General features: G+C 46.3%; 13 protein-coding genes. 2 read left to right on the top strand and 11 right to left on the bottom strand.

Going from position 1 to position 14,763, the window contains the following annotated elements; genetic code table 11:
• Positions 1–94: 94 nt before the first annotated feature.
• The 7 genes from ACYVGR_RS07180 to ACYVGR_RS07150 all read right to left on the bottom strand — a co-directional run bounded on the left by ACYVGR_RS07180 (position 95) and on the right by ACYVGR_RS07150 (position 9,065).
• Positions 95–961, bottom strand: coding sequence for a DJ-1/PfpI family protein (locus ACYVGR_RS07180; protein WP_460955007.1), 867 nt, complete (start codon positions 959–961; stop codon positions 95–97).
• An 11-nt stretch (positions 962–972) separates the two neighbouring features.
• Complete coding sequence (locus tag ACYVGR_RS07175) at positions 973–1,932, bottom strand: GlxA family transcriptional regulator (RefSeq protein WP_460955005.1); 960 nt, start codon at positions 1,930–1,932, stop codon at positions 973–975.
• Positions 1,933–2,270: 338 nt separating this feature from the next.
• On the bottom strand, positions 2,271–2,516 hold the full coding sequence (locus tag ACYVGR_RS07170) for an acyl carrier protein (RefSeq protein ID WP_460955003.1): 246 nt from the start codon (positions 2,514–2,516) through the stop codon (positions 2,271–2,273).
• Between the two features lie 142 nt (positions 2,517–2,658).
• Positions 2,659–5,805 carry an efflux RND transporter permease subunit gene (locus tag ACYVGR_RS07165; RefSeq protein ID WP_460955001.1) on the bottom strand — a complete coding sequence of 1,049 codons (3,147 nt, stop codon included), beginning with the start codon at positions 5,803–5,805 and terminating at the stop codon, positions 2,659–2,661.
• 114 nt (positions 5,806–5,919) lie between these two features.
• Positions 5,920–6,969 carry an efflux RND transporter periplasmic adaptor subunit gene (locus ACYVGR_RS07160; protein ID WP_460954999.1) on the bottom strand — a complete coding sequence of 350 codons (1,050 nt, stop codon included), beginning with the start codon at positions 6,967–6,969 and terminating at the stop codon, positions 5,920–5,922.
• Positions 6,970–7,014: 45 nt separating this feature from the next.
• Positions 7,015–8,364 carry a TolC family protein gene (locus ACYVGR_RS07155; protein WP_460954997.1) on the bottom strand — a complete coding sequence of 450 codons (1,350 nt, stop codon included), beginning with the start codon at positions 8,362–8,364 and terminating at the stop codon, positions 7,015–7,017.
• A 56-nt stretch (positions 8,365–8,420) separates the two neighbouring features.
• On the bottom strand, positions 8,421–9,065 hold the full coding sequence (locus ACYVGR_RS07150; protein ID WP_460954995.1) for a TetR/AcrR family transcriptional regulator: 645 nt from the start codon (positions 9,063–9,065) through the stop codon (positions 8,421–8,423).
• A gap of 224 nt (positions 9,066–9,289) precedes the next feature.
• Between ACYVGR_RS07150 and ACYVGR_RS07145 the strand changes: the two genes are divergently transcribed.
• Both ACYVGR_RS07145 and ACYVGR_RS07140 read left to right on the top strand, forming a co-directional pair.
• A complete protein-coding gene (locus tag ACYVGR_RS07145) occupies positions 9,290–9,892 on the top strand; it encodes a DUF4254 domain-containing protein (RefSeq protein WP_460954993.1) in 603 nt (200 codons plus the stop codon).
• Positions 9,893–9,981: 89 nt separating this feature from the next.
• Positions 9,982–11,037 carry a glycosyltransferase family 9 protein gene (locus ACYVGR_RS07140; RefSeq protein ID WP_460954991.1) on the top strand — a complete coding sequence of 352 codons (1,056 nt, stop codon included), beginning with the start codon at positions 9,982–9,984 and terminating at the stop codon, positions 11,035–11,037.
• 44 nt (positions 11,038–11,081) lie between these two features.
• Here ACYVGR_RS07140 and ACYVGR_RS07135 read toward each other — a convergent pair whose 3' ends face one another.
• The 4 genes from ACYVGR_RS07135 to ACYVGR_RS07120 form a co-directional block, all read right to left on the bottom strand.
• A complete protein-coding gene (locus ACYVGR_RS07135) occupies positions 11,082–11,438 on the bottom strand; it encodes a hypothetical protein (RefSeq protein WP_460954989.1) in 357 nt (118 codons plus the stop codon).
• Between the two features lie 86 nt (positions 11,439–11,524).
• Positions 11,525–12,520, bottom strand: coding sequence for a glycosyltransferase family 9 protein (locus ACYVGR_RS07130; RefSeq protein WP_460954987.1), 996 nt, complete (start codon positions 12,518–12,520; stop codon positions 11,525–11,527).
• Between the two features lie 52 nt (positions 12,521–12,572).
• Positions 12,573–13,649, bottom strand: a complete 1,077-nt coding sequence (locus tag ACYVGR_RS07125; protein ID WP_460954985.1) for a DUF4249 domain-containing protein — start codon at positions 13,647–13,649, stop codon at positions 12,573–12,575.
• An 18-nt stretch (positions 13,650–13,667) separates the two neighbouring features.
• On the bottom strand, positions 13,668–14,753 hold the full coding sequence (locus ACYVGR_RS07120) for a DUF4249 domain-containing protein (protein WP_460954983.1): 1,086 nt from the start codon (positions 14,751–14,753) through the stop codon (positions 13,668–13,670).
• Positions 14,754–14,763: the final 10 nt, after the last annotated feature.

The following is a 14,763-nucleotide window of genomic DNA, read 5'->3' as shown; positions in this document are numbered from 1 at the left end:
ATCTTAAATTTTCCTGAATAATGTGTTTGGATGCATTAAGATGCTTCCTTCGTCAGCATGACAAAAAAACAACTGTAAATAGCCCTAAACAGCTTTACTTTCTCCCTGTTTCTAATTTTGCCGTCTGCGCAACAACCAGCCCTTCGTTAGGTTTCCATTTATCATACTCCATATAACGGGCTGTCTGTGTAGCAACAGCAAGTCCTTTCAATTTAGCCACGACGTGGAGCGCGCCGTCAATACCAGCCGATACGCCAGCCGTTGTGATCACTTGACCATTGTCGACAAAGCGGGTGTTACGGAGTATTTTGGCTTTGGGCGTTGCCTTTTGCAGGTTGTCGATATAGTTGTGAAAAGTGGTAGCTTGTTTACCATCCAGCAAGCCCGCTTTCGCTAGTAAACCAGCTCCTGTACAAACCGACAGCATAATTTCGGCATCCTGCGAACAGGCTTTTATCCAGTCGATCAATATTTTATTCTCAATAAACGGGCCGGTTTGGCCACCGGGCAACACCACAATATCTGGCTTTGGGCAGTCGGCAAGGCTATAGTTGGGTACAATTTTGATGAAACCCTGGCTGGTAATAGGCTCTTTCGTAAGCGAAACTGTATACACATTGAAACCTTCTGTTGAGGCAAATACCTCGCTTGGCCCCGAAAAATCAAGCACCTCAACGCCGTTGTGAATAAAGATAGCCACGTTGCGCTTCGTCGACTTTTTCTGATTATTCCGAAGTGAGTCCATCAGGGCAACACTGCGTTTGACCAGGGGCATGCCACAATGCTTACACACACCCGGTCCGTCATGCCGTTCCAGATCGCAGACATTGTTGCAAGGTTCACAATAATAAGCCATTAATACCTCTTTCTTTCCAGATTTCTGAGCGAACGTGTAATCGAGAGGCATTGCCAGCAAGCAAGTCAACAACGTGTAGCGGGTGTAATTGATTAGGAGCTTCATTAGTATAATTGTTAGGAGGTAAATGACTGTCTTACAGTAGCTGTATTATTCGATTTTTGCCAGATTCGGCGGAGTTGGCGTGCATCCTGAAAGCCACATTTAGCGGCAATAGCTTCCATAGTCATGCCCGGATTATGTTGTAGCGTTCGGGCCAATTCCAACCGTAATCGGGTTGTGTAATCGTGGATGGTTATACCGGTTTCTTTGCGAAAGGTTCGCGTCAGGTTACGGGTACTCATATTAGCGATTTCGGCCAGATCCTCCAACGTTGCTTTGGCTTCCAGGTTGGCAATCAGCCAGTCCTGCATCTGGTGAATAGCCACGTTCATGTGGTTTCGGTAATCGAGGTAAACGCTTTTCTGCGTATGCTCAGCCCCTCGCCGAAAATATACGACTAACTCGCGGGCTATTTTCGTGGCAAACAACGGCCCCTCCTGCTCTTCCAGAATTGCTAAAGCCAGATCGATACCTGCTGTGATGCCTGCGCTGGTATAGAGATTTCCATCCTTCACAAACAACCTGTCAGTTTGGGCCATCAATTTCGGATAGGTTGCCTGCAGTTCATCAATCCGTTTCCAGTGCGTCGTACATTTTCGGCCATCAAGCAATCCGGCTTGTGCCAGGATAAAAGCGCCTGTACACACCGAGCACAGGTACACGCCTTTTGCCTGTTGCTGCTGAAGCCAATCAAAGAAAATCGTCTCCTCTTTTAGCTCCGACCGAATATATTCCATTTCCATACCCGGCAGAAAAATGTAATCTCCCGGATGGGTTTGGACCTCATTGTAGGGCAATACAGCACCGAAATTCAAGCCTGCCGAACTGGTAACAGAGCTTTGAAAAGAACAATAGGTCAGTTGATAAGGCGCCCCATATTCCCTAGCTTCGTAAAAAACCTGAATCGGTCCCGTCAGGTCAAGAACGTGTACGCGTGGCGGTACAACAAAAATTACTTGTGCACTACGAGCCATTGAATCACTGAATTAGACCGTAAAAGTACAAGGCTATTTTCGTTTACAATGGCCAATCACCGGACATTTTGAGCCATCCGCTATTAGACGCCAAGGAGTTATCCCGTAGGGATTAAACAGCGAAGCGTTGGTAGTAAATATCGTCCCGATCCTTTCTTGGCGTGCCGTCAGGTACGCGGCTAGTTACGTACCTGACGGCACGTTTGCAGACTCAAAAGATTACTTGATCTACCGACGCTACGCTGTTTGATCCCTACGGGATAGATATTCGATTTAATACATAAAAAAAGCGCTAACCCCGAATCGGAATTAGCGCTCTATCATAGAGGTGGGCATTTTTAATCAAAAATCATCTCATCGGCCAGGTAACTCTTCAATTGGCCAACCGTCTGGAGTTTCCACCAGTCTTCGTCGGGAATACGAATATTAAAACTGGTTTCGACCTGAAGCATCAAGTCTGTAATATCGAGCGAATCAAGCCCCAAGTCCCGAGCAAAACTGGCCTGATCGGTCAGAGCTGTCAAGCTGATGCCAATGCTGGCAAGAATTTCCTGTAAGCGGTTATTTATTTGAGATAGTGTCATGGTTTTTAAAAGGAGGAGTTTTTTAGGGTTGTGGTATCTTGTTTACGGTATTCAGTTTACGGTCAGCTGACCGCACCGGCGGATCGGCGAAAGCAACTACGCGTCAGCCAACCGTAAACCGAATACTGTAAACCGTAAACAATTAAGAAACGGCTACTTCTTCAACAAATTTCGCTGGTTTAGACTTAGCTCGGAAGTTCGTCCATTTCTCCTGAATGCGGTCTACGATGTAGTACATCATCGGCACCAGGTAAACGGTGAGCACCATCGAGCTAGTCAAGCCGCCGATCAGTACCCAGGCCAGCGAGTTTTTCCATTCGGCACCCGCCCCCGACGCGGTGGCAATCGGCACCATCCCGATAACCATCGCAATGGTCGTCATCAGAATAGGACGCAAGCGTTCTTCGCCAGCGTGCAGAATCGCTTGTTTGAAGTGTACCCCTTCGGCTTTCTGCTGGTTGGCAAAATCGACAATCAGGATGGCGTTTTTCACCACCAGACCAATCAGCATCAGCATACCCAGCATGGCGAAAATACCGATGTTCGACGAACTCAACGCCAGAGCCAACAGGGCACCAATGACCGCTACTGGAATCGAGAACAACACGACAAACGGATACACAAAGCTATCGTAGAGCAAGACCATGATGAAGTATACCAGCATCAGACCCGCCAGCATCGCGATACCCAGCGAGCCAAATCCTTCACTTTGGTTTTTGGCATCACCACCCCAGCTCACCGTTACACCGGCAGGTAAAGGGTTCTTTGCCAGATCAGCCTGAATAACAGCCGTTAAGGTTCCTGAGCCCGTTCCCAACGTATTGGCGGTAACCGTAACCGACGAGCGACGGTTTTTCCGTTCCAGCAACGAAGGACCATTGCTTAACGACACGTTGGCGAACTCTGCTAGTCGCACCGAACGATTGGCTGATGGACTGAAGAAATTGATGTTCTTCACATCATCCGGATTTTTGCGGTCGAAGGCATCCAGCATGACACGGATGTCGTAATCTTCACCATCATCCCGAAACTTGGAGTCATCGTTACCGGCAAAGGCGTTTTGTAAGGTCCCGCCAACGGTTTGAATGTTCAGCCCCAGTTTTGCCATTTTCTCCCGATCAATTTCTACCTGAACTTCAGGGTTTCCGGCCTCGACCGATACGTTTACGTCGTTGGCACCGGGTGTCCGACTAATTCGATTGGCCAGTTCCTGAGCCGCTGCCAGATTCTGGTTTACATCGTTACCACTCAGGAAAATTTCGATAGGTGCTGTACCCGAATTAACGATCCCAATAACCGACGAACCAAATTCAATAGCCGGGAAATGAGCTTCCAGTTCTTTCCGAACATCGATCATGTACTGCTCCGTTGGCTTATGACCAGGACGTTCGGCAGCGTCAGCCAGTTGTACGGTTAATTCGGTACGGTTCGTTGAACCTTGCCCGGTACTGTTGATCCCCGTGCTTGCTCCGCCCACGTTGGCGAAGATCGTTTGAACTTCCGGTTTCTTACGGAGGTAGTTTTCAATAGCTCTGGATGTAAGGTTGTTCTGCTGCAACGACACACTCTTATCGAGTTTTACGGTGAGCAGAAACTTGCCCTGATCGCCTTGGGCCACGAACTCCGAACCAATAATACCAAGGCTCATTACCCAGCCTGTGGCAACGAAAATAGCGATTAGAATTCCGGTGAACGCCAGTTTATGGCTCAATACCCAGGCAAGGCTGCTATGATACCCGGCGATCAGGGCAGTAAGTCCTTTTTCGAACCACAACAGGAATGCCTGAAATGGATTCTTTGGATTCAAATGTTCCAGCTTGGCCAGCATGGAGGTCAACCAGGGTGTCAGGGTAAAACTGACCAGCAAACTAACCAGTGTAGCGAAGGCAACGGTCAGTGAGAATTGGCGTAATAAATCGGCGATAACCGCATCGACGAACGTAATCGGCACGAATACTACCACAATTACAAGGGTAATCGCAACGGCCGCAAAGCCGATTTCGCTAACTCCATCGAGCGTAGCTTGCCACCGGTTTTTACCCATTTCAAGGTGTCGCTGAATATTTTCGAGCACCACGATGGAGTCATCGACCAGAATACCAATCACGAGCGACAGAGCCAGCAACGTCATCAGGTTGAGCGAATACCCCATTACATACATGAACAGGAAAGCCGAAATCAGCGACGCCGGTACCGACACCATCACGATGAAGGCATTTCGGAGGCTATGCAGGAACAGCAACATTACAATGGCCACCAGTCCAACGGCCAGAATCAAATCGTGCGTAACGGCTTCGACCGAGGCCAAGGTAAATACGCTACTGTCGTAGGCAATGGCGAAATTGACCTTGTCTTTGGCGTTTTCCTTTTCAACTACAGCCAGTTTTTCCTGAACCAACTTACTGATTTCGACAGCATTGGCATCGGATTGTTTCTTGATAAACAGACCAATACCGTTCTGACCGTTGAAACGGCTGATACTGGTTGGCTCGGTGATGCCATCGGTTACGTTGGCAACATCACTCACGCGAATAGGACTGCCATTCATTGGGGTTGCAACAACCAGTTTGCGTATGTCATCCAGCGATGAAAATTTCCCAGCGAGACGAAGCGTCATGTTCTCCGTTGTGCTTTTTACTTTCCCAGTCGGGAAGTCAAGGTTCGCCTGGTTGATTGCCTGCGTTACTTGTAGCAGCGATAGACCATAGTAATTCAGTTTATCGTCATTGACATTGATCCGAATTTCGCGCTTGTCGCCCCCAACCATCGTGATGTCGGCAACCCCTTTAATCTGCTGAAGGATAGGCAAATACTTATCTTCTACCTGCTGGTAAAATACTTCGTTTGGCAAGGTGGAGGTGGCCAGTAACTGCATGATGGGCTGGTCACTAGGCGATATTTTCGATAGCGAAGGCTGCTCGGCATCGTCGGGCAAATCGCTGACCATTTTATCGATTTCACGCTGAGCATCCTGTAAAGCCAGGTCGATGTCGGTTCCTGCTTTAAACTGAACAACAACAACCGACGCGTTTTCGAACGAGTTAGCTTTCACATCGTCAAGGTTATCCAGACCCGATATGGCATCCTCTATTTTTCGGCTAATCTCCGTTTCAACTTCCGACGGAGCCGCACCCGGATAAACCGTGGTGATCGTAATAACAGGGGTAGAAAATTCCGGTAGCAGCTCGTAGCTCAGCATCCGGTATGAAAACAAGCCACCTATGGTCAGAATCGCAAACAGTACGATAATGAGCGAGGGACGTTTGATAATGGTTTCGACAAATTTCATTTTTCTGATTAGTTGAGATAGAACGCAGATACTTATGAGCTTTAAGATTAGCTATGATTTTCTCTATAGATCATAAAACATCATAACAATCATAGAAATCAGCGTTCTATCATATCATTGAGCAGTGACCAGTGTGCCGTTTTGCAGGTTGATTTGACCGCTTGTAACCACTTGATCACCAGCTTTCAGGCCCTTCGTAATTTCGTAGTACTCGTTCGTTGTCGCGCCAATTTGGACTGATTTCAAGATCGCTTTCCCATTTTCGACTACGTAAATCTGTGGTTCTTTTGCCGATCCGATAATGGCCTGACGGGGCACACTCAACGTCTGGCTTTTCACTTTATTGGTATTGGCAATGGAACCGTACATACCCGCACGAAGCTTGTTTTGACCAGAGTTGCTAACCGTAATTTCAACAGGGTAATTATGAGCAGCATCGCCTTGAGCCGCAATCATCGAAATACGTCCGTTGAAATGAGCATCGGGATAAACTTCTGTTTCAATTGGTAGTGTTTGGCCAACGTGGAATTGATTGATGGCTTTTTCAGGGATTTGAACCACTAATTTCAGCGTCGAAATGTCGGTCACTTTGGCAATAGGCGATCCTACAGAAACAACAGAACCTTTCTCCACCATTTTCTCGGTGATAATTCCCGAAAATGGCGTTGTAACGGTCGTATTAGCAACCTGTTTCTGGAGCTGTTTGATTTGCGCCTGCGTCGATCGGATGTTAAGCTGTGTCCGTTCCAGATTGACGGCGGGTGTGGCGTCACCTTTTACCAGATTTTCGTACCGTTTGAGGTCGTTCTGATAACCTTCTAGCGTCACCTGAGCTGCTTCAATCTGGTACTTAAGCTGATCGTCATCTAATTTGGCAATCAATCGACCTGCGCCAACGGTTTGGCCTTCTTCAATCGGTAGCGCAATAATTTGACCGCCCGCTTGTGGCCGGATTTCAATTTCCCGATTTGGTGAAAATGATCCCAAAAACTCGGTTTCCTGCGACAGGTTGCGTAATTCGGCAACGGCTGTCCGCACCCCAACTTTTTGATCAGCGTTGGGCTTGTACACTTTTGCTTCGACTTCTTTTTTGTTGTTGACTAATGTCCAGGCGGTCAGGCCAAGCGTGCCAACAAGAGCAAGTACTACCAAAATTCGTTTCATGGTGTTGTTTGTAAGATTTTAACAGGTTGCGTAAATGGGGTTGATTTAGCGACTGATTAAGCTACCCGTCGCTTTTTTCCAGTCTAATTCGGCCGTGCGAAGATTGACCAGCGTAGTTAGGTAGTTGTTTTGTGCATCGCGAAGGGAGTTTTCGGCCTGGACAACATCGGTAATGTCGACCGTGCCTTCCTTGAATTGGAGCTGAGTTTGCGTATAGACCTTTTCGGCTAATGTTACCTGACTTTGATTTGTCGACAGGTTCTGTTGTTCGACCAGGAACTTGGTACGGGAATTGGCAATGTCCATCGAAATCGACTCACGAGTTTGGCGCAGTTGTACGTCCAGTTTCTGATCGTCGATTTTCTTCTGGCTCAGTTTGGCTTTCCGAGCGAGGCCATCAAACACATTCCAGTTCAGTTGCAGACCCAACCAATAACCGGGCAAATTTTTAATGTATGAATTATCACCACCAATGGCATATACTGAACTGTTCGCCACACCATACGCATTCACGGTAGGCACAAAAGTCGATTTGACGTTTTGCTGTTCTAATCCGTTGATTACTTTCTGCTGATCAATCAATTGCAAATCAGTCCGATTGATTGTGTATTCGTTACTGGGTGCAACCGGAATCGTTTTTTCAATACCTGTTGCAACTTGCAGAGAATCGGTTTGGGCCAATCCCGTCAGAAATTTCAAGTTATTAAGTAACTGATTATAAGTCGCCTGAAGGGATTCAATCTGGGTCTGTGACGCCGTTTTGCTGAGTTGCAGTCGGTCTACGTCGATACCCTGGGCTAATTGATTCTGACGACGTAATTCGGTGATTCGAATAAGGCGCTCGGTAGCAACCAGATTACTTCGTAGAAAAGCGATTTGCTGGGCTGTCGTTTGAAGATTGTAATACGTTGCCGATACGTTGTATGCCACATCCTCTTTAACTTTCTGTGTTTGCAGCGCCGACAAATTCCGGCTGGCTTTGGCGGCTTTTGTTGCAATCAGCAACGACTGATTATACAGGGCTTGTGTAGCCTGTACGCTAGTCGACAGGTTATACGGCAACCCAAATGCCACTGCCGCATACGACCCTTCTGGACCACCGAATACGGATGCCGGAATAACCTGACCCGGAATTTTTAGATAGCGTCGGTAATCGCCCGACAGGTTCACCTGTGGCCTTGCACTAGCTCTTACTTCGGCAATTTGGGCTTCTGTTTTGATTTCGTCCAACCGGGCCGATTGCACACTGAAGTTATTCGTCAACGCTTTGTTGATCAGTTGTTCAAGTGTCTGATCCTGCGCCTGGACCAGCGAACTCCCCAAAAACAGAGGAACAGCAGCAAGGTACCATCGAATGGGTCTTATGGATGATGTTAATAGATCCGTTTTAAACATCGTATTTAATTGACAATTTTAAAAATTTGTTTAAAATAGGAGTAAAAAAAAAGCCCTTAAGCTTTTTCGTACTCAAATAGATAGTTGGTAATCATGTCAGTGACTAAATTCTTATGCTTGTCGGCAAATTCATCGAATTGCTCGGCACTCATCTGCCACATTTTCATGTGCATAGACTTACCAATAAACAGAAACTGAATATTACAGAAGATCATGGGCAAGAGATGCATCGCACTAATATCCCGGATCGTTCCAAGCTTAACTTCCTTCTGGAGTTGCTCTTCGAACATTGAGTGATGAATTTGTTTCATGACACCCATGCAAGTGGCCATACGCTCCGGATTGCGGTGTATTTCGTTCATGACGAAGAGCGAAAGAGTTGGATTCTCTTTCATCAGTTGGAAATCATGATTGATCAACTCCGCAATTTTTTCCCGCAGACTAATTGGATGATTCATGATATCAATCATTCCGTTGAAGAACAATTGAAGCATTTCCTCAAAAATGTTCATGAACAGCTTTTCCTTACTACGGAAATAGTAGTTAGTCAAAGCAATATTAATATTAGCAGCCTCAGCAATATCCCGAGATGTAGCACCATCGAATCCTTTCTCCAGAAATACCCGCTTAGCAGCTTCCCGAATGCGCTCTTCGGTTGACTTTGACGGGAGGGTGATGCTACAATCCATGTTCTTTTTCATGTTGACGAATCAAAAGTATGTTGTTCTTAAGTAACAAGCAATTATTTTAAATAGTTTTTTTAAACAATTATTTAAAATAATACTTAAACCTAAGAAATCAGCGAAATAATACAAATATAGGCATTATATGCCAAACCGTTCTAATGACATATTGGGAGTTAGCCTGATTGTAATCACAGGCATTCCGATCAAAAACCTATATCTTTGCAAACGATTAATTGCCTATGAACGCTACGTTTGCTAACGACATTTTTCGGCAGAGTATTCAGGATTACCACCTGACCGATTTTGTTGATACCCCTATTCAAAATCCGTATTCATCGAATGATATTGCCTTTCTGTTATATCAAAAGAATTGGATCGATACCGTCCAGTGGCATCTCGAAGATATTATTCGTAGCCCAACTATTCAACCTAGTGAGTTAGTGATGATCAAACGGCGGATTGATCAGTCGAATCAGGACCGCACCGATACCGTGGAGTTGATTGACAGTTGGTTTTCTAACCTGTTTTCGGATACTACACCTAAGCCAACTGCCCGAATGAACTCCGAAACACCAGCCTGGCTTCTCGACCGCATGTCGATTCTGCAACTCAAGCTCTATCACTTCCGCGAGCAAGTCGACCGAACGTCCGTTTCCGAAGAACACCGCCTGAAAGCACAACAGAAGCTGACTGTACTACTTGAGCAGGAAAGTGATTTGGCTCGTTGCTTTGATGAGCTGATCGAAGACATTCAAAATGGCGATCGGTACATGAAAGTTTACCGCCAGATGAAGATGTACAATGATCCTACATTGAATCCTGTACTTTACGGACAGAAATAAAATGATGTATGGTGTACGATATAGGATGTATGACAACTGTCCAGCCAAATACATCCTATATCATACACCATACATACCATACTCCTCTCTTGAAAAAGAATCTTCTCCTTCTCCGCTTCTCGGCCATGGGTGATGTTGCCTTGCTGGCTCCTGTGGTGCAGGCATTCACACAACGGTATCCAGATGTGGGAATTACACTGGTGACGAGAGCTAAATTCGCCGTCTTTTTCAAGCAGTTCCCAAACGTTCGAATCCTTGAAGCCGACTTTGATAGTCAACATAAAGGCTTTATAGGGCTGGTTCGACTATTCAATGAGCTACGGCAGCTCGCTTCGTTTCTAGTTGTCGTTGATGCTCATCAGAATCTTCGATCAAGCGTCCTGAAAAGTTTGTTTCGATTCGTGCGGGTTCCGTCAGTGACTATTGATAAAGGACGAGCGGAGAAGAAGGCCCTCACGCGAAAAGAGAATAAAATCCGTGGGCAATTACAGCACAGTGTAGAACGATACGCTCAGGTATTTGCGAAAGCGGGTTTTCCACTTCAACCTGCGCAACCGTTTCAGTTTCCGCCCTTTACCTCGAGCGACGAAGAACTGCGTACTTTTCTTAGTAGCCAGACCATCGTCCCCAACGTACCCTGGCTTGGCATCGCTCCTTTTGCCCAACATGAGCAAAAAATGTGGCCCTTCGACCGATTCGCACCTTTACTTGAAAAGGTCTTCGCAGATCAACCGTGTACTGTTTTTCTATTTGGAGGGGGAAGTGCCGAAATAGCTCAGCTCGAAACCTTACGCCAACAATTTCCGCAAGTTGTTCTGGTAGCAGGTAAACTGTCAATGTCGGCAGAGTTATTGCTCATTTCGCGGCTGACGGGGATGCTTTGCATGGATTCTGGCAATATGCACCTAGCGGCTCTAAGCAGTGTGCCCGTATTATCAATCTGGGGAGCTACCCATCCCGACGCTGGTTTCGGCCCCTGGGGTCAGGGAGATGAGGCCATTCTTCAAATTTCCACCGATGTACTTACTTGCCGCCCGTGTTCGGTGTTTGGGAACAAACCTTGCTGGCGAGGTGATTTAGCCTGCCTGAATGACATTTCAGTTGATGTTGTGGCAGAACGAGTACGGAAGATGCTGGATGCATAAATCCAGATTTTTTAATTTCTTCAATCCTTATTCGGTCAGTAGCATTAGGGAAGTTTCTCACGTAAAATCTGCAAAATCAAATCCTGACCAGCTTTCAGCTCTATTTGACCGGCTTTCAAATTCTCTTGGCTAGCTGTTAATTTTTCATGGCTAATTTTTAGCTCTTCATGGCTGGCCCTCAACGCATCTTGGCCAGCTTTCAGTTCTTCATATTGTTTCTGTGTAGTTACAGTCAGATGGGCTACGGCTCTGGCAGTGCTCTCTCCGGCAGCTTTAAGTTCTGCTTTGGTACTAACAACCATCTCAACAAGTTGGCCGTGGCCTTCAATCAGGCGATCAACTTTTTGAAGTACATCGGCCATTACTGGCTCAATTTGGTCAAGGCGCTTATTGGGGTTCATAGTATCAAACACAAAAGGAATGCCCAAATATAAACACTTTTACCACATCCGCCTACATGTGAAATCACAAATTTTGCTCTGATCGTCTACTCGAATTTCTTTTTTGCTCTTAACTCTTTCACTTCAAAATCGAACGGGAGGCTGTTCATACACTTGAAGTGTTTCATAGGGCAGTTACCCGAGTTGGTAGCTGAACAGGGACGGCAACCCAGGCTGGGAGTCTCGAGCCGGACATGGGGCGTTTTATAGGGATAAAATCCAAACTGGGGCGTTGTGCTTCCCCAGATAGAATATACTTTCTTGCGAAAAGCGGCCGCAATGTGCATCAGTCCTGTATCATGACTGAACACTACTCGGGCTCCTCGCAATAGAGATGCAGATTGATTGAGGTTGAAGTGGCCACAGGCATTATAAATCTGCCGTTCACCAAGGGCTTTTACAATATCATTTCCCCTCTTACGGTCAGCTTCGTCGCCAAGCAGGACAATTGGGTAATTGATCTTAAGGCATAACTCAATCATACGCAAAACCGGCAGTCGACGGGTTGGGCTTTGGCCGCCAATGGCATAAGCCACAAACCCATTCTGATGCGTTTCGGGAAGCCAGTCTCTTTCAACTTCGTCTTTGTAGGGAATGAAATAATCCAGCCCTCGCCCGTCGTTTTCAACGCCCAACGGTTGTATTGCTGCCATGTATCGGTCAACGATATGTTGCTCAGGCATAGCGTTCACTTTCCATCGAATATATAGCCACTCTCGAAAGGGTTGTTTGGCAACACTGTAGGATCGGCACCCTAAAGTTGCTTTGATTAGGCGGGTTTGAAGCGTGTTTTGCAGATCAACCACATAATCGAACTGTTCGGCGCGAAGCTCTTTGATTAGTTTAACCAGACTATTGTTGCTATAATGCGTTTGGGCAATGTATGGGTTGTAGTCGATGATTGACCGATAGGACTGTTGTGTGCAGAAATGCACGATCGCATTTGGAATTTGCTGCTTTATACAGCGAATAACAGGCGTTGTAAGCACAACATCACCGATAGATGTAAACTGTAGAATCAGGATTTTTATCGGTCGTTTCATGTTGTGATTATTTATACAAAACTATCTTTTTTTGTCACAACTTCCCAACCGATTAATAAGTCCACCAACGAGGTTTTGTTGGGGTTTGGTAAAGGCTATTTTCGCAGGTGATACAGGGAGGATTTGTTGGATAAGGCACATTGACGGGCAAATCGACTAAGGGATTCCCTTTACCCGAACTCCGATCAACATACAGATAAGTTACCGAAACGCCCATAGCGCCAAAATAGCCATAGACCACTTCACTGGCATTGCTTGTGCAACGCAAATTACCCTGCACCGACGACGGAGCCGCATCGAAAAGTCCACCTGTATTGCTCGTCAGTTGCTTTACGCTCTTCCAGAATACATACGTGCCCCGACTCAACGCCTGTTGCTCGATTTCGATATAATAGCGACTTAAAGAGGTAAATGGGACTTCCGCAATCGGCTGCCGACTAATGGCTTTTCCGTTGATGTTCTGATCTGAATTGATATTGATACAGTTATAACAGCGGGTAATATTCCAGCAATCGGTACAGCAGGAAATGCCTGTATAACTATTGATGCGGGAAACGTATGTTTTCTGGCACACATCCGTGAATTCATAATGCGTCCAGTTCCATTTATAATAGTTACCCAAGGTATCAGGGTCTTTCGTGTCTAAGTAGACATTCCAGATTTGCTTTGACGCAGTTGTTCCTGTCGCTGGTGTATAAACCGATTCCGAATAGGTATTTAAAATAGGTGGAGCGGCCGATAATAACTCGGTATCCGACTCATACCGTTTACCTGCCTTGGTCTGAATGGTTAATTTATAGCGTCGACCCACCACGCCCTGAATACCGCTAGCCGCAGTCTGATAGGTACCAATGGGCGACTCTTTCAATACTTCCTGATTTCCCAGATTATCAGCGATGCTAACCGTTGCCCCAGATTCTACCAGATTCAGACTTTTAAACGAATAGTCGGCTGTATTGCTCAATTTAATAATGTACGGACCAGGCTGGTTAGTAATCTGGCCTTCAACAACTAACGACGATGGAATGCTGAGTGTGTCGGGCTGAAAAGGTGTTATGCAGGAAAACACAACAGCAATCAGCCCCAGTAAGCTACTTAATGCGGTAATACCTCGTTTATACAAACTCATTCGATTTTTGAAACTAGCTTAAAACTGCCACCAGCGTGGTTGAATAGGGGTGCGATACAAACTATTCTCACAAACAACGCAGGGAGAAGGCGTGGGAATGACAACCGGAGGGTCCAGATCGGGAGTGCCTTGTCCGGTACTTCGATCCACATTGATATATTGCTCAGCTATACCTGTTGCTCCAAAGTAGCCGTAAACCAATGTAGCTGGGTCATTTACACAGTGTAAATTTCCCTGAACTGAAGACGGAGCCGCATCGAAAAGTCCACCTGTATTGCTGACCAACCCTTTCACACTTTTCCAGAATTCATAAGCCCCTTTACTGATAGCTTGTTGCTGCACTTCGAGGTAATACTTACTGGTTGATTTATAGGGAACCCGCATGATAGGCTGGCGGCTAATGGCCTGTCCGTTGATATTCACATCGGAACTTAGATTGATACAGGTATAGCAGCGGGTAATATTCCAGCAGTTGGAACAACACCCCAGGCCTGATAAATAGCTTTGGCCAGTAATTTCCTTCGTTGAGCAGACAGCCGTGAACTCATAATGCGTCCAGTTCCATTTGTAATAGTTGCCTGGCGCTTCGGGGTCTTTGGTATCTATATACACATTCCACCCCTGATTTTGGGCAAAATTTACCCCTCCCGACTCGATGGAATACTCATAATACAGTTTCGTAATTGGCGGAGCTGCCTGTAACACTTCGGCCTCCGATTCATACTGTTTCCCCGCTTTCGTCTGAATCGTCAGCTTGTAACTACGCCCTACAACGCCCTGAATACCATTGGCTGCCGTTGTGTACGTTCCTCCGGGCGATTGCTCCGTTAGTGTTTCCTTATTGCCAAGATTATCAGAGATCGTCACAACGGCCCCGGTTTCGAGCAGGTTTAAACTCGCGTAGGAATAGTCGGCTGTACGCGTCAGTTTCACCGTGTAGGGGCCAGCCTGATCGGTAATCTGCCCTTCTACAATCAATGACGTGGCTATGCTGACCCTGTCGGGCTGGAATTCCGTTATGCACGAAACGACCAATACCATCAGCAGCAAGACCGCGTATGGCCAGATTCCTTTTCCGAAACTATTCATTGTTGCCTTTCTCATCTTAGTCAAA

It is taken from the genome of Spirosoma litoris (genome assembly GCF_054776755.1).
This window is presented reverse-complemented; position numbering and strand designations above follow the sequence as displayed.

Coding starts and splice junctions, on each gene's coding strand:
- ACYVGR_RS07130 (WP_460954987.1), bottom strand. CDS start 12,520: ATGAAACGACCGATAAAAATCCTGATTCTACAGTTTACATCTATCGGT.
- ACYVGR_RS07135 (WP_460954989.1), bottom strand. CDS start 11,438: ATGAACCCCAATAAGCGCCTTGACCAAATTGAGCCAGTAATGGCCGAT.
- ACYVGR_RS07160 (WP_460954999.1), bottom strand. CDS start 6,969: ATGAAACGAATTTTGGTAGTACTTGCTCTTGTTGGCACGCTTGGCCTG.
- ACYVGR_RS07120 (WP_460954983.1), bottom strand. CDS start 14,753: ATGAGAAAGGCAACAATGAATAGTTTCGGAAAAGGAATCTGGCCATAC.
- ACYVGR_RS07170 (WP_460955003.1), bottom strand. CDS start 2,516: ATGACACTATCTCAAATAAATAACCGCTTACAGGAAATTCTTGCCAGC.
- ACYVGR_RS07180 (WP_460955007.1), bottom strand. CDS start 961: ATGAAGCTCCTAATCAATTACACCCGCTACACGTTGTTGACTTGCTTG.
- ACYVGR_RS07145 (WP_460954993.1), top strand. CDS start 9,290: ATGAACGCTACGTTTGCTAACGACATTTTTCGGCAGAGTATTCAGGAT.
- ACYVGR_RS07150 (WP_460954995.1), bottom strand. CDS start 9,065: ATGAAAAAGAACATGGATTGTAGCATCACCCTCCCGTCAAAGTCAACC.
- ACYVGR_RS07155 (WP_460954997.1), bottom strand. CDS start 8,364: ATGTTTAAAACGGATCTATTAACATCATCCATAAGACCCATTCGATGG.
- ACYVGR_RS07125 (WP_460954985.1), bottom strand. CDS start 13,649: ATGAGTTTGTATAAACGAGGTATTACCGCATTAAGTAGCTTACTGGGG.
- ACYVGR_RS07165 (WP_460955001.1), bottom strand. CDS start 5,805: ATGAAATTTGTCGAAACCATTATCAAACGTCCCTCGCTCATTATCGTA.
- ACYVGR_RS07175 (WP_460955005.1), bottom strand. CDS start 1,932: ATGGCTCGTAGTGCACAAGTAATTTTTGTTGTACCGCCACGCGTACAC.